This is a genomic window from Nocardiopsis alborubida (assembly GCF_012396365.1).
In the GTDB taxonomy this organism is placed as follows: domain Bacteria; phylum Actinomycetota; class Actinomycetes; order Streptosporangiales; family Streptosporangiaceae; genus Nocardiopsis; species Nocardiopsis alborubida.
In genome coordinates this window covers 42,838-61,191 of the sequence record NZ_JAAXPG010000041.1, presented here as the reverse complement: position 1 = coordinate 61,191, position 18,354 = coordinate 42,838, and the positions used below count along the sequence as shown (strand labels likewise).

Genomic DNA, 18,354 nt, shown 5'->3' with positions numbered 1-18,354 from the left:
CGACCCCCCATCCCCGACTCCACCCCCGATCACAACCCCGAGACCGAAGACAAGAGGTGGCGGCTTGGACCCCAGCGTGGCCCTTTCCCTGGTGGCAGCTCTGATCGTGGGGCTGCTGATCGGAGGCATTCCGCTCTCCGCGGTCCTGAAGGGCAACTCAGCCCTCAGATCAGCGCTCCGCGGCTCCTCGCCCGACCACCAGTCCCCGCCTGGCCCGGACGAACTCGAACCGAACGAGCTGGCCCTGCTCGCGGGAGGCCCGGTCCGTGTGGGGGAGACCGCGGTCATGGACGCCTTCCTGCACGGCCGTATCCGCCAGCAGTCCGCCGGAGGGCTCTTCACCCTCGTCGGCCCCTCCCGTCCCTACACGCACGAGAAAGGCGCCGTCCGCCGAGAGCTGGTGAAGGCCTTTCGCAAGCGCGTCGGAGTCAGCGCCCTGGAGATGCTGCGCCGGATCGTCGCCGGCAAGGGCGTGGAGAAGCTGCGCGCCGACCTCGCCGGGTCCGGCCTGATCGTCGACTCCCCGCGGCTCCGACGGGCGTTGCGGCGCCGCGAGAGGGCCCCGAGGACGATCCGGTGGATGCGGTCCGTCGCGCTTTTGGCCGCCGCCGGGGGCGCGGCCGTGTTCTTCCTCGCGGAGCCCGGGGTCATCGCGCTCGGCCTCCTCGCCGGGGGGCTGAGCGCATCGGCTGTCCTGGTCACCTCCCAGGTGGTCATGGCGGCGACCGGAGGCCCCGCGCTCAGCCCCAACACCCCCGCCGGGAACGCGGTGCTGGAGCTGGCCCGCCAGAGGTACGGCGCCTCGGCGGCCGGGCCCGCCGGAGCGGACTCCACCGGCACTCACCCGACCGAGGGGATGACCCGTGACCACGCGGTCCGGTACACGGCGGTCACGGGCTTTCGCTCGCTGCGCGCGTCCGGGTCCCGCCAGGGAGCCGGCAGGGCCCGGACGGACCAGGAATCCGCGCAGCTCCAGCAGGACCCGGTCCCCGTCACCGCCCAGGCGGGATGCGGCGGGGATCCGAGCGGTTCCGAGGGTACGGGCGGCACGGACCCCGACTCCGTCAGCCTGGAGACCCTGTGCTCGTTCGCCGATCTGTGTCAGGGGTCGGGTGGTTCCGGTAGCCGTTCGGGCGGCGGCAGCTCCGGGAACGATGGCTGGGGCGGTGACTTCGATCACTACGGAGACGGCGGAGGTTGGGGAGGCTGGGGAGGCGACGGCGGATCCAGCGGCAGCGGCTCCGGGGGTGGTTGGGGAGGCGGCGACGGCGGCTCCGGCGGGGGCGACGGCGGCGGTGGCGGCGGCGGTGGCGGTGGCGGGGGAGACTGAGCCCCTCCACCCGAACATCCCGGCCAGGCCCGGAGTCTCACCGTGCTCCGGAACCAGGAGCCGGGCGGGGTTCTACGCAAACCCCGCCCGGCATCCCCGCACAGGGAAGGCGGCGCCGCTGCCTGCCTACAGATTCGGCGCCGCCACCCTTGACCGTCTCCCTGTGCGGGGAGGTGGGGTCAGCCCTGGTCCGGACGCTTGAGGTCGGCCAGCTCCGCCAGCAGCTCGAACGAGCGCAGGCGAGCCTTCTGGTCGTAGATCATCGACGACACCATCAGCTCGTCCACGCCCGTGTCAGCGACGAACAGTTCGAGCTTGCGACGGACTGTTTCCGGGGAACCCACGAACGAGTAACGAAGCATGTGGTCCAGTCGTTCCTTCTCCCCCGGACGCCATGCGGTGTCCAGGTTCTCCACCGGCGGGCGCAGCCGTCCCCGCGCACCGCGCAGGGTGCCGAGGAACGCCTGCTGCATCGTCGTGAACAGGTGCTGGGCCTCCTCGTCGGTGTCGGCGACGAAGGCGTTCACCCCCGCCATGGCGTACGGCTTCTCCAGCTGCCGGGAGGGGCGGAAGGTCGTCCGGTAGGCCTTCAGCGCCTCGTACAGCGCGTCCGGGGCGAAGTGCGAGGCGAACGCGTAGGGCAGGCCGATCTGCGCGGCCAGCTGGGCGCCGAAGAGGCTGGACCCCAGGATCCACAGCGGCACCCGCAGTCCCTCGCCGGGGATGGCGCGTACGGGCTGACCGGGCTCGGCGGGCTCGAAGTAGGCCTGGAGCTCCTGCACGTCGTTGGGGAACGTCGCCGAGGCGCTGTGGTCGCGGCGCAGCGCCATCATCGTGCGGGGGTCGGTGCCCGGGGCGCGGCCCAGGCCGAGGTCCACCCGCCCCGGGTAGAGCGACTCCAGAGTGCCGAACTGCTCGGCGATCACCAAGGGGGAGTGGTTGGGCAGCATGACACCGCCCGCGCCGATCCGGATGGTGGAGGTCCCCTCGGCGATGAAGCCCAGGGAGACGGACGTGGCAGCGCTCGCGATGGCCTGCATGTTGTGGTGCTCGGAGAGCCAGAAGCGCTTGTAGCCCAGCCGCTCCGCGTGCTGGGCGAGTTCCCTGGCGGAACGTAGCGCGTCACCGGGCGTGGACCCCTCGGCGATGCTGGCGTGGTCGAGCACCGACAGCGCGACGTCGGACATGGTGGCTCTTCCCCCTGTTGCGTGGCGGGTCCGGCTGCGAGGCCGTGACGGGAGGAACCGCGTCCCCGGTCGGCCTGCGCGTTCGATATTCGACGAACATCGAATTACGAAGGTACACTTCCGACTGTCCACGAGCCAAATCTCGCCTGGTCCCGGCCGGGCGCCGTACGAGGAGGACCGCCTTGGCTCCCAGGGAGCACGCGCACCCCGCCCTCCACGAGGTGGAACTGGTCACGGTTCTCGCCGCGCTGGCCGAGCCGACCCGGCTGCGGATCGTGCGGATGCTCGCCGACATGGACGGGGAGCACGCCTGGAAGGACATCGACCTGCCCATCGCCCAGTCGACGCTGAGCCACCACCTGAAGATCCTGCGCAACGCCGGCCTGGTGCAGAACCGCACCGAGGGGACGCGGTGCTTCATCTCGCTGCGCGACGAGGAGCTCGAAGGCCGTTTCCCCGGCCTGCTGGAGTCGGTGCTGGCGTGCCGCGACGCCATGGCCCTGCGTTCCGGCGAGGACGGCGCCTCCGTCCGGTAGCGGTGGGGGCGTCGGCGCGGTCCGTGCCGGAGACGACCACGGGGACGTCGTCCGGCTGCCGGTGCCCGGTCGCCTGGCACACGGCGCACGGTTCGCGCCCCGGAACGCTCGTGGGCCGACCCGCTACGGGCTATGTTCGGGAATGTACGGTCGGTACCCAGCAGGTGTACGCAACCATGGGTCGGCGGTCCAGGCAGTGCGCTCCCCCCGGCCCAGGAGAGTGGAAGGCGTCCCCCCATGGCTCCGAACCCGCCAGCCTCCCTTCCGGCGCACGTGCGCCCGCTCACCGGAGGCGATCCCGCCGAGATCGGCGGCCACCGGCTTATCGGTCGCCTCGGCGGCAGCACCATGGGCGTGGTCTACGCCGCCGTGGCCCCGGACGGCGGGGCGGTCGCCCTCAGGGTCGCCCACGCCGAGTGGGTTCCGGCCGCGGACCCCGACCGCAGGATCACCCTCCTGCGCCGGGCCGTGGGGGTGTGCGCCGTGGGCGTCAACGCCAGCGGAACCTTCCACGGACGGCCGTGGACATCAGTCCAGTACCTTCCCGGCCCCGACCTGGCCCGCCGTGTGCGCGAGGACGGACCCGTCCCCGAGCCCGCCCTCCTGGTGCTGGCCGCGGGAACCGCCGAGGCGCTGACCTCGGTCCACGCCGCGGGCGTCCCGCACGGGGACGTCAAACCCGGAAACGTCGTCCTGACCCCGGAGGGCCCCCGGCTGGTGGACCACGGGATCGCCCGCCGGATCGACGACGCGGACTCGCTGACCACCGCGGGCAGCGTCGGCTGGCTGGCCCCGGAGCGCTACGCGGGCGCGCGGCCCGACACCGCCTCCGACGTCTTCTCCTGGGCCTGCCTGGTGGTGCTCGCCGCGACCGGGCACGCGCCGTTCGGTACGGACGCCGCGCCTCCGGAGGCGGCCCGCAGGGCCAGGGAGGACACCGTCGACCTCGCCGACGTGCCAGACGGGCTGCGTCCCCTGCTGGCCCGTGCGCTGTCGGCGGACCCGGGGCGGCGCCCTCCGGCGGAGGAGGCCTACCTGGAGTGCCTGCTGCTGGCGGGAGTGGAGGACAGTGCCACCCCCGACGTGTGGGCGGACCGCCTGCGAGCGCTCGTCCGCGCCCACTGGCCGAGCGTGGACGCGGACCGCGACCAGTCCGCGGCGTGGATCAGCTCCGCCCTGGACATGGCGGAGCGGGAGGCCGGGACCGCGGGGTCCGCGGCCGCCCCCCGGTGGAGTCTTCGCGCTCGCGGCCGCGGGAGCGGGGGCAGGGCGACCGGTGCGGGCGCCGCCCGGGACGGTGGGACCGGTGAGCACGGAACCGGGGCGGGGGCGACAGGCGGACAGGCGGCCGGTGGAAGGGGGATCGGCGGAGGGGCGACCGGCGGACGCTCGCGCGGGCGCCGCCGTACGGGAGCCCGGCGCGGGCTTCCCGTCCTGCTGGTCGCCGCGGCCGTGCTCCTGGCCGTGTCCGTCGGCGGCGGCTACCTGCTCCTGAACGCCCTGTCCGGGGGCTCGGACACCACCACGGCCGACTCCGGTTCCGGGTCGGAGCAGGCCGCCGGAGGGAACCCGCCGACCGGACCCCTCAGCGGAGCGGAGCTGGTGTCGGCCTCGCTCGACACCCTGCTGGCCGCGGACTCCTTCGAGCTCACCCTGCTCACCCACGCCGGGAACGGCGGGGGCTACGGCCAGCCGCTCCCCACCGGTACCGACCCCACCCTCTTCGACCGGGTGCTCTACCAGGCGGGGCCGCCGGAGGCGCTGCGCTGGACCAGCACCGTCAGCGGCGCGCGCACCAGCGACCTGCTGATGGTCGAGGGCGACCTGCTGCGTGCGGAGAACTCCGCGTGGAACGGAGTGCCGACCTGGTACGGGGCCGAGCCGGGGCTGGCGGAGGAGGTGTTCACGCCGGCGGAGGTCGTCGCACCGCTCGTCCGCGCCGCGGAGGAGGGGACCGTCACCGCGGAGGAGGAGGTGGTCCTCGCCGCGCCTCCGCCCGCCCAGGACGCCTTCGGCCACCTGGGCGGCGAGGCCCCCGACGGCGTGCCCGCGATCCGGGTGGAGGGCACGTTCCCCGCCGCGGGCGGGCCGGGGGAGGCGGACACGTCGTTCGTCCTGGTGGCCACCGAGGACGGGGTCCCGTTGGGCTTCGCCACGGAGGGCGCTGACGGAGGGGTCCTCAACGGGCGCCCGGTCCCGGAGGAGGTCCCCGCGTCGTTCCTGGACCCCGCCGCCCCCGAACCGGAGCTGTGGTACACGCGGTACACGTTCGTGGAGCTCGACGGGGCCCCCGACCTGGGTCTCCCCGAGCCCGGACAGGTCCAGCCCGCCGCTCCCGCGCCCATCGGCGACTGAGCACGGGAGCCGGTCGGTACGGGGACCGGTGGATCCCCGCGCGGGCTGCGACCGTTGACCGTGCTCCGCTCCCCGTTCCCGCGCGTTCGACCGGAGGCGGGACTCCGCGCGCCCGGCCGGGGCCGAGACCCCCGCACGCCGGGCCGGGACCCGGCGCGGGACAGCGGGACGGTCCCCGGGATCCGCGTCCCGGACCTGCCTGGGGAGGTCATCCGACGACCTAGGCCCCGTTCCCCGGGGACCCGCGCCACGGCGCTGGCGAGTGCGACGTCCCCGCGTAGGTCAGGCGGCGCAGCAGTGTCTCGGCCGGGCCGCGCCGCCCCGACCGGCGCAGTCCCTCCGCCAGGGCCACCGTCGCCAGCCAGGTGGTGACCGCCACCCCCGCGGCACCGGTGGTCCCCAGGCTCGCCCCCAGCCCCGCCGCGTAGGGGGCGAAGACCAGAGTGAACACCACCGACTGCGCCAGGTAGCAGGTCAGCGACCGCTGCCCCACCGCCGCGACCGCCGTCACGGCGGCTCCCCGGTGCGTGCCCAGCCGGGCCGCGAACAGCGTGATCAGGGCGGCCCACCCCAGCCCGCCGCCCCATCCGGCCGCCTCGTGCAGGACCGCGAACAGTCCCTCCGCCAGAGGGGGGAGTCCGGTCCAGACCCCGGCGTACACCAGCGCGCTCGGCAGACCGGCGGTGATCCCCAGTCCCAGCCCGAACACGGCCGTGCGGACCAGCAGCACCCGGTGTCCCCCGGGTTCCTCCAGGACGCGCCGGCGCCCGGCCCACACACCCAGCACGATCATGGGCAGCGCCACGGTCAGCATGGTGAACGGCGTGTGCAGCAGCCACTCCTGGAACCGTTCGGCCGCGGCGAGCCAGAAGTCGCCCTCGGCCAGGGACGACGCGTCGACGGAGGTCTCCCCCTCGGCGTCAGCCAGCAGGACGGTCAGGGTGGTGAGCAGGGCCGTTGCACCCGCGGCCAGCAGGCCCGCCGTCCACAGCAGTGTGGTGTCCCGTGCCCGCACCAGGCCCATGAAGAGCAGCAGCGCCAACCCGTAGGCGCCGACGATGTCCACCGGCAGCAGCAGGACGCCGTGCGCGAACCCGATCACCAGCATCACCCAGCCGCGCCGTCGTAACAGGACCCGCACGTGGATCCACCCGCCCCCGCCCTCGCGCACGCGGTGCGCGATCCGCACCATCCCGTACCCGAACAGGAACGCGAACAGCGGGATGGCGCGGGCGCTGACCAGCGTCGTCTGGACAACGGTCACCGCCTGGTCGGCGAGGGAGCGCACCGGGTCGGGGCCGGTCAGGAAGAACTGGGCGTTGACCAGGGCGATGAACAGCAGCATGAGGCCGCGCGCCAGGTCGGGGGCGAGGAAGCGTACGGAGGAGGGCGTCGCAGCGGTGCCCTCGGTGTGGGGACTCACGGTGTCCTACGTCCTCTCGGTTCGTGTGTCCCCCGAAACTACGGACCGCGCCGCCCCCGTCCCATACGGCTGCTGGGCCTCTTAACCGTGGGTCCTGCCCCACCGCCGGGGTGGGGCTGGGCATGCCCCGGCCGCGGAGCGCGCACGCCCGCACGGCGGACGCGGGAAGCACACGCGTCCGTGCGACGCACCCGGGCCGCGCCGTACGACGGGCCCGGACAGCCTCCCCGCTTGCCTGTGGCGCTCCCACGCCCGATGGTGTAGGTTCGCCCCCGTGTCGCGTGCCACCGACCACAGAGCAGTGGGCCGGTCGGTAGGCATGGAGGCACCTCGACATCCCGGGAGCGCACTGTGAGCACACACACCGCGGACCGCGTCTAGCCGTTCCGACGGCGCCGGCCCGAGCCGCGCCCGAACGCGCCCAGACCCCTCGCGACCTCCCCGGAGTCCTTCCTCCTGCCCGGCCGTGACCGGGCTCCCCGCCACGTCCACCCGCCACCCGTGCGCGCACGCGCCCGGGCCGCAGCGGGTTCCTTCGGGGACGGTCGCACCCATGACCACCACCTCGAAGGAGACCTGTGACCGAAAACCCGCATGTCCGGACCGCTGAGCCCCACGTCAGCGACTTCAACGTCCCCGTCGTGGCGGAGTTCCGCGCCAACGGAGGCCGCGTCGGCGGCATGTTCGAGGGCGGCGACCTGCTGCTGCTCACCACCGTCGGGGCCAGGTCCGGCCGCGAGCACACCACCCCGCTCGGGTTCGTCCGCGTCGACGGCCGCGTGCTGGTCGTCGGCTCGGCGGGCGGCTCGGACCGCCACCCCGACTGGTACCGCAACGTCCTCGCCCACCCCATGGTGCGTGTGGAACTGGGTACCGAGACGTTCGGCGCCGTCGCCGTCCCCGCCGAGGGCGCCGAACGCGACCGCCTGTTCGCCGAGTTCGTCCGCACGGATTCCGGATACGCCGACTACCAGGCCGGGACCGAACGGGTCCTGCCGGTGGTCGCCCTGGACCGCGTCCACGAGGAGGGGCCCGTCGAGGTCGCCAACCTCGCCGACAAACTCGTGGAGATCCACACCTGGCTGCGCGGTCAGCTCGCGCACGTGCGCACCGAGGCCGAGGCCCATATCGCCGAGCGCACCGCCGGGACGGACGGGGACGGCCCGCCGCCGCTGGGACTCAGCCTCCAGCTGCGCCAGCACTGCCTGGCCTTCTGCGAGTCCCTGCACTTCCACCACTCCAGTGAGGAGTCCGGCGTCTTCCCTGCGCTGGGCCGACAGGCTCCGCACCTGGAGGAGGCGCTGCGGCGGCTGTCGGAGGAGCACCGCACCGTGGACCGGATCCGAGGCGAGCTGGAGGCGCTCATCTCCGACCTTGCCACGGCCGACCCCGAGCGCTTCCGCGCGGACCTGGACCGGATGGCCCGGGAGCTGGAGGCCCACCTGGACTACGAGGAGGCCCAGCTGATCCCGACCCTGGCCGCCATCCCGTTCCCGCCCACCGGGCCGGCCTGACCCAGGCCGGATGCGGCCTGGGCCGCACCGGCGACGGTGACGGCACCCTGACCGTCACGGACTCCACCGGCGCGACCGGTTCGCTGTCCAAGAGGGTCGCCCTGCGCTGACCCTCACGGCGGCCGCGCCCGGGCCACGGTCCTCCCGGTGGCGCGGCCGTCCGCCGAACGCGAGACGGACCCCTCCCCCGCAAGGCCCCTTCCCCGCCCCCGGGGAAGGGGCCGTCCGCGTCAGCCGCCCAGGATGAGGCCGAGGTCGACCTCGGTGCCCAGGAACATCGACCCCACGATGAGGATGAGCAGGCCCGGAAGCAGGGTCACCGCGGTCACCATCGTCACCCGGGGGTTCATCCGCTGGGCCTTGCGGCGCATGTACTGGGCGTCGGCGCGCCGCATGTCCTGGCTGATGGCGACCAGGGTGTCGCTGAGCGGGGCACCCAGCTCCTCCGCCTGCTGGATCGCGGTCACGAACTTGCTCAACGACTCGTTGCGGTTGCGCCGGCGCAGCATCTCGAACGCCTCCCGCCGCGAGGTGCCCAGCTCCATCTGCTGGAGCGCCAGCGCGAACTCGTCGGCGAGCACGCCCGGCATCGACTCCGCCACGCGGGCCACCGCCGCACGGAACGACATCCCGGCGCTCACCGTCACCGCCAGCACGTCCAGGAAGTCCGGCAGCTGCGACTGCACCTTGTCGCCGCGCTCCTGGCCCTGCACGTACAGACTCAGGTCGGTCAGCCCCATGAAGGCCAGCACCACCAGCCCGACCAGCGGGTTCCCCGCGGCGAACATCAACAGGCCCAGGGTGCCGTACAGCGCCACCTCGCCGACCTTGCGCCGCAGGTAGCGCTCCAGGGTCAGCCCCTCAGGCCGCCCCGCCGCCTCGATGCGCTCGGAGACGGAGACCAGGCGGCGCTGGCTCAGCGACGCGTGCAGCGAGCGGGCGAACGGCCGTCCGATCGCCTCGGTGATCCGGTGCAGCACGAACGTGTCGTCGGACCGGGTCCGCGTGGGGCGCGCGGCCGGGTCGGTCACCCACACCCGGGTCTGCGACATCATCAGGTACAGGCCGTAGCACGCGACCAGTACGACCAGCGCGCTGGCCAGCGCGGCGGCGAGCGGCACCAGCAGGGAGAGGGGGGCGTTCATCGGGGAGCGGTCCTCACAGGTCGAACTTGGTGATGCGGGACACCAGCACGAAGCCGACGGCGAACAGCGCCGCCACCACCAGCAGCACCGTCACCCCCGCCACGGACGTGGTCATGACGCGCATGATGCCCGGCTCGATGGCGTTGATCAGGAACAGGGCGCCCACCGACATGAATCCCAGCGCCCACACGGTGCTCGTGGTCTCGCTGAGGATGGTCTGCACCTCGCGCCGGGTCTCCTTGCGGTTCTCCAACGTGGTGGAGATGTTGCGCAGCGCCGTGACCAGGGAGCCGCCCGAGCGCGAGGCCACCACCAGCGTGGACAGCAGGACCCCCAGCTCGCGGGAGGGCATGCGCTCGCGCAGCTCCGCGACGGCCTCCTCGAAGCTGGCCCCCAGCTTCATGGACTCGGCCATACGGCTCAGCTCCTCGCCCGCGGGCCCGTCCAGCTCGTCGGCGGCCATCGCCACGGCCGTGGGCAGGGCCAGGCCCGCCGAGGTCGCGTTGCCCAGCACCCGGGCCAGGTCCGGCAGCTGGGAGGTGAACTCCTCGCGCCGCTTGGCCTCGGCGCGGTTCAGGTAGGAGAAGAACAGGAACGCCACCCCGGCCGCCGCGAGCAGGCCGAAGAAGGGCGCCAGGACCTGCCAGACCACGACCACCGCCAGCAGCGAACCTCCCAGGAGCGCGAGCACGAACGTGGACAGGCGCACCTCCGCGCCCGACCGGGCGATCCTGCGGTACAGCCGCCCGCCCCACTGGGTGCGGTAGATCGCCGCGTCCAGCCGCGCCATGGGCGTGGAAGCCTCGTACTCGGCCTGGTTCAGGGCACTGCGGGCGGCGATCATCCGCCGGTGCTGCGCGCTGGCCACGAACTCCCACAGCGCCCACAGCGCCAGGGCCAGCACCACGGCCAGGCCGCCGAGGATCGCCACGAACTGCCAGGTCACCGGAGCTCCATTCCGATCGGGGGACGCGCCCGCCGGGGCGCGGGGGAGGGCCTCACCAGCCGTTCCGGGGGCGTTCTTCGGTGACCACCCCGAAGGCCGCCGGAATGGCCTCGCCCACGTGGTAGATCCGCCCGGCGATGTGCCGGGGCAGCGGGAAGTGCCGGAACTCGCCCTCCACGGCCCGGTTGGGGCCCATGGGCAGCGCGGAGAACTGCATCACCGGGTCCAGCCGGAACTCCTCGCGCCGCCGTGAGGAGACCACCGCGATCTCGTTGACCCGCCGCGACCCGTCCGGCCACCGGCCCAGGTGCACGATGGCGTCCACCGCGTTGTTGATCTGGTCGCGGATCGCCTCGTAGGGCACGTTGACGTCGCTCAGGGTGGCCAGGGTCTGCAACCGGTGGATGGCGTCGTCCGCCGAGTTGGCGTGCACGGTCACCAGCGAGCCGTCGTGGCCGGTGTTCATGGCCTGGAGCATGTCGATGGTCTCCGAACCGCGTACCTCGCCGACGATGATGCGGTCCGGACGCATCCGCAGCGCGTTGCGCACCAGGTCGCGGATGGCGATCTCGCCCCGGCCCTCGATGTTGGGCGGTCTGGACTCCAGGCGCACCACGTGGTCCTGCATCAGCTGGAGCTCGGCCGAGTCCTCGATGGTGACGATGCGCTCGTCTGAGGGCACGAACGCCGACATCGCGTTGAGGAAGGTCGTCTTTCCGGTACCGGTACCGCCGGACACCACGATGTTGAAGCGGGCCCGCACCATCGCCGCCAGCAGGATGCCGGTCGGCGAGTCCAGGCTTCCCATCCGCACCAGTTCGTCGATGGGGTAGGGCTTGGGGAAGCGGCGGATGGTCAGCACCGGGCCCGACAGCGACAGGGGCGGGATGATCACGTTGACGCGCTCACCGGTGGGCAGCCGCGCGTCCACCATGGGCGAGGACTCGTCCACGCGGCGGTTGACCAGCGACACGATGCGGTCGATGGTCTGGTAGAGCTGCTCCTCGCCGTTGAAGGTGGCGTCCACCCGCTGCATCCGGCCGCCGCGCTCGATGAACACGTTGTCGGGGCCGTTCACCATGATCTCGGTGACGGTCTCGTCGGCCAGCAGCGGTTCCAGCACGCCCAGCCCCAGGGCCTCGTCCACGACCCGGCGGATGAGCGCCGAACGCTCCCGGTCGGAGAGCACCGGGCCCTCGCGGGTGAGGATGTGCCCCACGACCTTCTCCAGGCGGACCCGGCGCTGGGCCAGGGTCAGCCTGGTGAGGTCCTCCAGGTTGATCTCCTCCAGCAGGCGCCTGCGCCAGTGCGTGACGCTGCTGCGCTCGGAACGCCCCTCGACGGCGCGGTCCTCCTCCAGACGGTCCTTCAGACCCATGGCCCCGCTCTCCTTCCCCCGGGGGCCGGCGCGGCGGGAACACGCCCCGCCGCACGGCACCCCGCCACGACTTCCGCTGCGTTCCGCTCAGGCGCCGGGGCGACGCCCCGGCGTGCACGGCGCACCGCCTCGGCCTCACACATCGGGCATCTCCACGCGCCGGGTCAGCGTCAGGTCCAAGCCCGACGCGGAGAACACGATCGGCAGCGGGTGCGAGACCTCCACGTAGAAGCCCTCGTGCTCGTTGACGCCGCTGGTGACGGTCGCCCCGTCCAACCACGGCGGCAGCGACGCGCGGGCGGCGGCCTCCGCGCCCTCCAGCTGTTCGGCCCCGGCCACCCGTGCCCCGGCGCGGGCCGCGGACTCCAGCCGCTCGACCGCGACGAAGGCCAGGAAGGCCTCGATCGCGATGACCGCGACCAGGAGCAGGATCGGGAAGACCGCGGCGAACTCCAGCAGCGGGCCGCCCCGGTCGCCGTCCCGGCGCGGTCGGCCTCCGAGCAGAATGCGTCGCGCTCCGCGGTCCCCGGTGCTCCGGCGGGCGCGGACCGGAGCGGTCCGCCCGCCCGACCGCGCGCTCACGGTGTCACCCCCCGCGGCTCGACCTCGGTGACCACCCGGGCCTCACCGGTGACGTCCCAGGGCCCCGAGGCCCCGGGCAGGAAGAGCGGCATGGCCATGGTCACCCGGGCGTAGCGCGCGCCGTCGCGCTCCACGATCTCCACGGTCATCACGTCCGCGCCGTCCCACGGCGGTCGTACGCGCTTGCGGGCCTCCTCGTCCACGCGCGCCATGTCGTCGGGGGTCACGGCGGCCTGGCGGGCGGCCTCGGCGGCGCCGTGCGAGGCGTACATGGCGGTGATGCCGAGCAGCAGCACCTGCCACACCAGGGCCAGCGCCAGCATCATGAACGGCACCGCCGCGGCGAACTCCACGATGACCCCGCCGCGGTCACCGCGCCGCCGCGGACCGCCGCGCCGCGAGTGCGACCGGCCCCCGCGACTCCTCAGGATCCCGGGTCCCCGCGGCCCCTGTAAGCCCTGTGGGCTCCGACGGGGCGCGCTGCCGGCGGGGACGCCGTTCCGCGCGGCGCCCTCGCCCCGGCCCGGCCCCCGCCGGAGGCCGGACTCAGCTTCCGAAGCCACCACGGCCCCCTCCGCCCCCGTGCGGACCGGAACCCGGGCGCCCGCCGAAGGGCTGCCCCAGCGGCGGGGCGGAGGCCTGCCCGTTGACCGCCGCGCGCGACGGGTTGGGCCCCGACGCGTTGAGGAAGCCGGACACGTCGCGGGTGGACGGTCCGGTGCCGCGCCGCTCGGAGAGGGAGGCGAACCCGCCCAGCCCCGCGGGCGGGGTGGCCGAACCCCCGCCGCCACCGGGCTGCGCGGGCGGGTTCAGCAGGTCCAGCTCCGCGGCCAGCCGCGAGAAGGCCCGGCGCAGACCCTCGTCGGTCACCTTGGTCGGGTCGCCGTTGTTCTCCCCGGGCTCCAGCGCGCGGTAGGCGGCGGGGACCGGTGTGCGCAGCACCCGGGTGCCCAGCAGTTGCTGGAGGAAGTCGGGCTGGATCTCGTTCTTGCGGCTGTGCCGGGTGACCAGCGAGTACACGTCCGTGTGCGCACGCACCTGCAACCGCTCCCACATACTCATCAGCCGCTGGGCGCCGCGCATCGCGGGCACGTCCGGCGTGACGGTGACGACCGCGCTGTCGGCCAGCTCGACCGCCATCGCGGTGGCCTCGTTCATGGTGGACCCGCAGTCCACCACCACCAGTTCGTACCGGGACCGGAGTGCGCTCAGCACCCGCCGGGCGGCGCTGGCGCCGACGTCCTCGCCGCGTTCGCCGTGTTCGGGGGCGAGCAGCACGTGCGGACCCCGCGGGTCCACGTACAGGGTCTCCGCGAGCATGCCGGGGGTGATGTTGTCCCCGGCCTCCACGAGGTCGCTGATGGAGCGGCGGTGCCGCAGGTTGAGGAACGCCGGCAGGTCGCCGGTCTGCAGGTCCAGGTCGACCAGGCACACCACCCGCCCGGCGGCGGCCGCGGCCATCGCCAGGTGCACCGCGCACGTGGTGGTGCCCACGCCGCCCTTGGCGCCGCTGATCGCCACGACCCGGCCCCGCACGCCCGACGCGGGCAGGTCCATCGACGCCGACTCCAGGTGGCGGCGCAGCGTTCGCGACCACTCGGCGGCCTTGGTGATCCGGCTCTCCAGCTCGGCGATCCCGCAGTCGTCGGGCATCACACCGCGCGCCCCGGCCTCCATGGCGCCGGTGAACGTGTCGGGGTCCATCGTGGGCGAGACCAGCAGGATCGCCACCTGCGGATGGCGGTGGGACAGGTCGCGTATGGCCTCGAACACCGGCGCCGGCCCCAGATCCTGGTGGATGAGGACCACGTCGATCTCCGGGAACTCCCCGGCGGCGTCGATCAGCGCCGTCGTGGTGGCCCGGGAGGCCACCAGGGCGGCGCTGTCCAGCTCCTCGAAACGCGCGGCGAGCACCATCTCCGACTCCGAGGTCGGCATACCCGCCAGGACACGGAAGTTCAACGCTTACCCCCCATGCGGCACGCGCCGCTCGTCGGCCGTCCCGCCCTCGTCCGGTGTCGTGCTCTCGTCGGCCGTTCCTCCGTCGACGAGGTCGTCGAAGTCCCCGCTGCAGAACTCGGACTCCTCCGGGCTGCCGCCGCCGTCGGCGCTCACCAGGGCCAGCCTGAGCCCGCTGGAGAAGTCCTCGGCGTAGGCGAGTTGGAGCGCCGCCTGCGGGTCCAGACGGAAGGTCACCGGGACCACCCCGGCCACACCGCCGCCCTCCTCCTCCTGGGTGCGCAGCTCACCGATGTCGAGGACCTCCACCTCGGTGATGACCCGCACCGCGCACGCCTCGCCGTGGTCGCGCGCCGGGAAGGTGCCGTAGATGTCCACGAACGACCCGCGCCGCACCTTGCCGGCCACACCGGTCTCGGCGTTGACCATGATGGCGATCTCCCGCTCTCCGGCGGTGAGGGTGGGCTGGGGCTGCACCATGCCCTGCTGGAGGTAGACGCCCGCCTCCAGGTGGGAGGCGGCGACGAGCTGCTGGTCGGCCGGGGTCTCCACCTCGGACAGGTCGCTGAGGAAGACCTCCGGGTCGAAGTACATGCTGGGCACCTCGACCCGTTCCACGGACTCCTCGCCGATGGGCTGGTAGGCGTCCACGGCCTCGGTCAGCCGCAGGACGGTCGCGAACTCGCCGAGGCGCTCCTGCTGGCTGTTGAGGTAGGTGAACACGGAGGCGAACACGGCGACGGCGCCGATAGCGGCAACGACCATGAGCAGGACGCCGCGTCGCTGACGGGGGTTCATAGGGGTTGCTTTTCCGTTTCCAGTGTCGTCGCGGGCCGTCCGCTCGCTTCGGGGGCGCGGTGCCGGTCCCTAACGGGAGTAGGTCCGGGGCGTGTCGGGCCGCGGGGCGCGGCCCGCGAACGGCGGACCCTCCGGTCGGTCGGTGGACGGTGGGGGAGGCGGGCCCGGCACACGCCCCCCTTCCACGGGGGGAGGGGCCTGGCCGGGGCCGGGCCCTGCGGTGCTGCCGGGGGAGGGGGCGGCGGTTCTGCCCGGGGAGCCCGGAGTGCCGGGTCCGCCGGGCGGGCGGGTGGCGCCGCCGGAAAGGGGGGCGTCGGCTCTTCCGGAGGAATCCGGAGCAGCAGGGGGACCCTGTCCGCCGGACGGCCGGGGGCCGGACCGGGGAGCGGTCTGCCGCGCGGGGGTCCGCGCGGCGGTGGCCGAGCAGAAGGGGCAGGTGCGTGCCGACATGGGTTCGCCGCACCAGGAGCAGGAGGCGGCGCGGATGGAACTGGCCGCGTAGGCCAGGGCCTGGGGATGGGCGCTCAGCGCCACGAACTCCACGTACTTGGCGGTCCCCCAGTACAGGGGGCCGAGCGGCTGGGCGGGCAGGGTACGGGTGGCCACGGGCTGGATGGCCTGCGGGAGGTGGTCGTCGAAGATCCCGGTGATCCCGGGGTCGGGGGTGGAGCACAGCAGCTGGACCGGCTGCACGGGCCGGAAGGGCAGCGTGCGGGAGACGTCGGACGCACGCATGCGTCCCACCTGGTGGGTGGGCGCGCAGTAGGCGAGGAAGGACACGGACGGGGCGTAGGAGCCCATGTGCTGGCGCATCGAGGTCGGGATGGTGGACAGGCCGGAGACGCTCCTGAGCCAGGCACCCGCCAGCAGGTGCCGGGGCAGTTCGTCGCACAGCGCGGCGACCATCCCCGGCGGCAGGTAGGGGGCGAGGTAGGCGAGCTGGTCGGCGACCAGGGACAGGGCCAGGGGCGACAGGTCGACGCCGATCCCGGCGATGTGGTCGGTGCGCATCGCGCCGCGGGCGAAGTTGACCGCGCGCTCGGCGTCCGCGGACTGCCACGCGGGGTAGAGCGCCACGACCTTGCGGCCCGCCTCGGTCTGCTCCCTGGCGAAGGCGACGAACGCTGCACTGCGTTCGCCGATGCCCTCACCGCGCATCGCGAACCGGTGGGCCCCGGCCTCACCCACGTGACCCGTGCTGGGGATGTCCGCCAACAGGGCGACGGTCGTCGCCGACCGAGGTAGGGCTCTGGACACTGGGCAAGCTCCATCGGTTCTGCGCGCTGGGGCGAGACGGCTGAGCGGCTTTGCGAAGGTGGCACTCGGACGCATCGTAACGAATGCGTGGCGGAGCGCGGGAGGTCTCGCGTTCGTCGCCGTGGAATGCGGGGTGCGCGGTGGCGGAGTGGTCGGGGCGTGAGGGGGCGGCGGCGGTGGCGCGGGTGGTGCGGGCTCCACGCTGGCCGAAGGGGATCGGATCGTGTCCGTGTGCGCCACCTCCTTCCTGGGCAGACGTGTTTTGTACTGGCCGCATGTGGCCAACGTGTGGACAGATCGGTATGCGACCGTTTTCGGGTCGTATGGGTTCTGTGTTGGTCCGTGGGGGTTGGGATGCCTCCTGGTGGCGTTTGATGCCTCTCATCCTTTCTTCTCCAAGGATGCCCTTCCTCTCCCCGTCCCACCAGTCCCCTTCGCGGGCTGTGGACAACCCTCCCGGGATGCGGGCGCTCCGTCCGGGGGAGAGGGCGGCGGGCGGAGGTGTCGCACCGGTCACGTACGGGATTGGACCCGCGCCACGCGGGAACGAAACAGGGAGGCTTCGCGTCATATCTTGAGAAGCCACGTCCTCACCGAGGAGACCGAACGATGCGTAAGGCAAACCGCGCCGCGGCGGGAGCCGCCGCCTGGCAGGTCGTCCGCAACACCGACAGCGACATGTCCGTCTGGCAGCGGGCCGGAGCCGTCCCGCGGATGATCGGCGCCAAGGTGCGCGGACGCTACCCCGAGCTGAGCAGCGGCAAGCTGCTCGGAATGCTCGCGCTGGTGGCCTACATCCTCTCTCCCGTCGACTTCGTCCCCGAGTTGTTCGTTCCGTTGCTCGGCCTGGCCGACGACGTCGCCGTCGCCGTGTGGCTGACCACCATGGCGCTCGGCGAGAGCGAGCGTTTCGTGCTCTGGGAGCGCCACAACCAGGCACAGCAGGCCTTCCAGGAGGCCAACCGGCCAGGCGGACACGGCAACGGCATGTACGACGGTCAGACGGGACCGGAGCAGGGACACGGCGTCCCCGGCCATGACGGCCACCGCTCCTCCACCGACCGCGTACGCCGCTGACCGGGCCGCCTCCGATCCGGGACGTCTGAACTGAACAGGCTGGACTGGACCGGCTGAGTCGGGCCGCCCCCGATCCGGGGCGCCCCTGCCCCGGACCGCCGCCGCCCGGCGGCAACCCGGAACCGCACCCGAACCGCACACGGGCCCCGCGCGCACCGCGCGGGGCCCGTGGCATCGGATCCGGTCGAGCCGCAGGGCGTCGGGGGTCGCACCGCCGAGCGCGCGACCGGATCCCGCTTGCGCTACCAGCTGGACTTGGTCACCCCGGGCAGCTCGCCACGGTGGGCCATCTCCCGGAAGCGGATCCGCGAGAGCCCGAACCTGCGCAGGTACCCTCGCGGCCGCCCGTCCACGGCGTCTCGGTTGCGCAGCCGGGTGGCGCTGGCGTCGCGCGGCTGCCGGTTCAGTTCGGCCACCGCCGCCGCGCGCTCCTCCTCACCGGTGTGCGGGCTGCGGATGATCCGCTCGAGTTCGGCCCTGCGCTCGGCGTAGCGGGCCACCACGCGCCTGCGCTGCTGGTCGCGGGCGATCTTGCTCTTCTTGGCCATCAGACCTTCCCTCCGCGGGCGCGGATCTGGGCGACCACCCGTTCGATGCCGCGGGCGTCGATCACCTTCATCCCCTTGGTGCTCACGCGCAGCCTCACGTAACGTCCTTCACTGGGTAGCCAGTACCTCTTCGTCTGGATGTTGGGATCGAACCGGCGCTTGGTGCGCCGGTGGGAGTGCGAGACCGAGTTTCCGAAGGCCGGAGCCTTCCCGGTCACCTGACAGACACGGGACACGATCGTCCCTCCTCTCGTTCGCGGCCCGCAGTTCTGCGGACCGTTCGGGCTCCCGGGTGTCCAGGGCCCTCCCGTCGTGGCGC

General features: G+C 73.3%; 17 protein-coding genes. 5 read left to right on the top strand and 12 right to left on the bottom strand.

Going from position 1 to position 18,354, the window contains the following annotated elements; all coding sequences use genetic code 11:
• The first annotated feature begins 64 nt into the window (after nucleotides 1-64).
• Nucleotides 65-1,330, top strand: coding sequence for a TIGR04222 domain-containing membrane protein (locus HGB44_RS29090; RefSeq protein ID WP_061082267.1), 1,266 nt, complete (start codon nucleotides 65-67; stop codon nucleotides 1,328-1,330).
• Between the two features lie 179 nt (nucleotides 1,331-1,509).
• Here the strand turns inward: HGB44_RS29090 and HGB44_RS29085 are convergent, their stop codons facing one another.
• Nucleotides 1,510-2,517 (bottom strand): LLM class flavin-dependent oxidoreductase, encoded by a 1,008-nt coding sequence (locus tag HGB44_RS29085; RefSeq protein ID WP_061082266.1) that lies wholly within the window; start codon nucleotides 2,515-2,517, stop codon nucleotides 1,510-1,512.
• A gap of 182 nt (nucleotides 2,518-2,699) precedes the next feature.
• On the opposite strand from HGB44_RS29085, the gene HGB44_RS29080 reads away from it, so the two are divergent.
• The gene (locus HGB44_RS29080) at nucleotides 2,700-3,053 is read left to right on the top strand and encodes an ArsR/SmtB family transcription factor (protein WP_061082265.1); all 354 of its coding nucleotides are present in this window, start codon (nucleotides 2,700-2,702) and stop codon (nucleotides 3,051-3,053) included.
• Between the two features lie 237 nt (nucleotides 3,054-3,290).
• Nucleotides 3,291-5,408 carry a serine/threonine-protein kinase gene (locus HGB44_RS29075; RefSeq protein WP_061082264.1) on the top strand — a complete coding sequence of 706 codons (2,118 nt, stop codon included), beginning with the start codon at nucleotides 3,291-3,293 and terminating at the stop codon, nucleotides 5,406-5,408.
• 220 nt (nucleotides 5,409-5,628) lie between these two features.
• Here HGB44_RS29075 and HGB44_RS29070 read toward each other — a convergent pair whose 3' ends face one another.
• The gene (locus HGB44_RS29070; protein ID WP_061082263.1) at nucleotides 5,629-6,831 is read right to left on the bottom strand and encodes a DUF418 domain-containing protein; all 1,203 of its coding nucleotides are present in this window, start codon (nucleotides 6,829-6,831) and stop codon (nucleotides 5,629-5,631) included.
• 578 nt (nucleotides 6,832-7,409) lie between these two features.
• On the opposite strand from HGB44_RS29070, the gene HGB44_RS29065 reads away from it, so the two are divergent.
• A complete protein-coding gene (locus HGB44_RS29065; protein WP_061082262.1) occupies nucleotides 7,410-8,345 on the top strand; it encodes a nitroreductase/quinone reductase family protein in 936 nt (311 codons plus the stop codon).
• A 230-nt stretch (nucleotides 8,346-8,575) separates the two neighbouring features.
• Here HGB44_RS29065 and HGB44_RS29060 read toward each other — a convergent pair whose 3' ends face one another.
• The 8 genes from HGB44_RS29060 to HGB44_RS29025 all read right to left on the bottom strand — a co-directional run bounded on the left by HGB44_RS29060 (nucleotide 8,576) and on the right by HGB44_RS29025 (nucleotide 16,368).
• Nucleotides 8,576-9,490 (bottom strand): type II secretion system F family protein, encoded by a 915-nt coding sequence (locus HGB44_RS29060; RefSeq protein ID WP_061082261.1) that lies wholly within the window; start codon nucleotides 9,488-9,490, stop codon nucleotides 8,576-8,578.
• Between the two features lie 13 nt (nucleotides 9,491-9,503).
• Entirely contained in the window at nucleotides 9,504-10,436 is a 933-nt protein-coding gene (locus HGB44_RS29055) for a type II secretion system F family protein (RefSeq protein WP_061082260.1), read from the bottom strand.
• Nucleotides 10,437-10,488: 52 nt separating this feature from the next.
• The gene (locus HGB44_RS29050; protein ID WP_061082259.1) at nucleotides 10,489-11,814 is read right to left on the bottom strand and encodes a CpaF family protein; all 1,326 of its coding nucleotides are present in this window, start codon (nucleotides 11,812-11,814) and stop codon (nucleotides 10,489-10,491) included.
• 135 nt (nucleotides 11,815-11,949) lie between these two features.
• The gene (locus HGB44_RS29045) at nucleotides 11,950-12,321 is read right to left on the bottom strand and encodes a TadE/TadG family type IV pilus assembly protein (RefSeq protein ID WP_061082283.1); all 372 of its coding nucleotides are present in this window, start codon (nucleotides 12,319-12,321) and stop codon (nucleotides 11,950-11,952) included.
• A gap of 71 nt (nucleotides 12,322-12,392) precedes the next feature.
• Entirely contained in the window at nucleotides 12,393-12,749 is a 357-nt protein-coding gene (locus HGB44_RS29040; protein ID WP_061082258.1) for a hypothetical protein, read from the bottom strand.
• 193 nt (nucleotides 12,750-12,942) lie between these two features.
• Nucleotides 12,943-14,358, bottom strand: coding sequence for an AAA family ATPase (locus HGB44_RS29035; RefSeq protein WP_061082257.1), 1,416 nt, complete (start codon nucleotides 14,356-14,358; stop codon nucleotides 12,943-12,945).
• A gap of 3 nt (nucleotides 14,359-14,361) precedes the next feature.
• Entirely contained in the window at nucleotides 14,362-15,153 is a 792-nt protein-coding gene (cpaB, locus tag HGB44_RS29030) for a Flp pilus assembly protein CpaB (protein WP_061082256.1), read from the bottom strand.
• Between the two features lie 69 nt (nucleotides 15,154-15,222).
• Nucleotides 15,223-16,368 (bottom strand): hypothetical protein, encoded by a 1,146-nt coding sequence (locus HGB44_RS29025; protein ID WP_061082255.1) that lies wholly within the window; start codon nucleotides 16,366-16,368, stop codon nucleotides 15,223-15,225.
• 651 nt (nucleotides 16,369-17,019) lie between these two features.
• Here HGB44_RS29025 and HGB44_RS29020 point away from each other — a divergent pair.
• On the top strand, nucleotides 17,020-17,487 hold the full coding sequence (locus tag HGB44_RS29020; RefSeq protein ID WP_061082254.1) for a YkvA family protein: 468 nt from the start codon (nucleotides 17,020-17,022) through the stop codon (nucleotides 17,485-17,487).
• Between the two features lie 242 nt (nucleotides 17,488-17,729).
• Here HGB44_RS29020 and rpsN read toward each other — a convergent pair whose 3' ends face one another.
• Both rpsN and rpmB read right to left on the bottom strand, forming a co-directional pair.
• A complete protein-coding gene (rpsN, locus tag HGB44_RS29015) occupies nucleotides 17,730-18,035 on the bottom strand; it encodes a 30S ribosomal protein S14 (protein WP_061082253.1) in 306 nt (101 codons plus the stop codon).
• Nucleotides 18,035-18,271 (bottom strand): 50S ribosomal protein L28, encoded by a 237-nt coding sequence (gene rpmB, locus HGB44_RS29010; protein ID WP_061082252.1) that lies wholly within the window; start codon nucleotides 18,269-18,271, stop codon nucleotides 18,035-18,037. Before rpmB ends, rpsN begins: the two co-directional genes overlap by 1 nt.
• Between the last annotated feature and the right edge of the window lie 83 nt (nucleotides 18,272-18,354).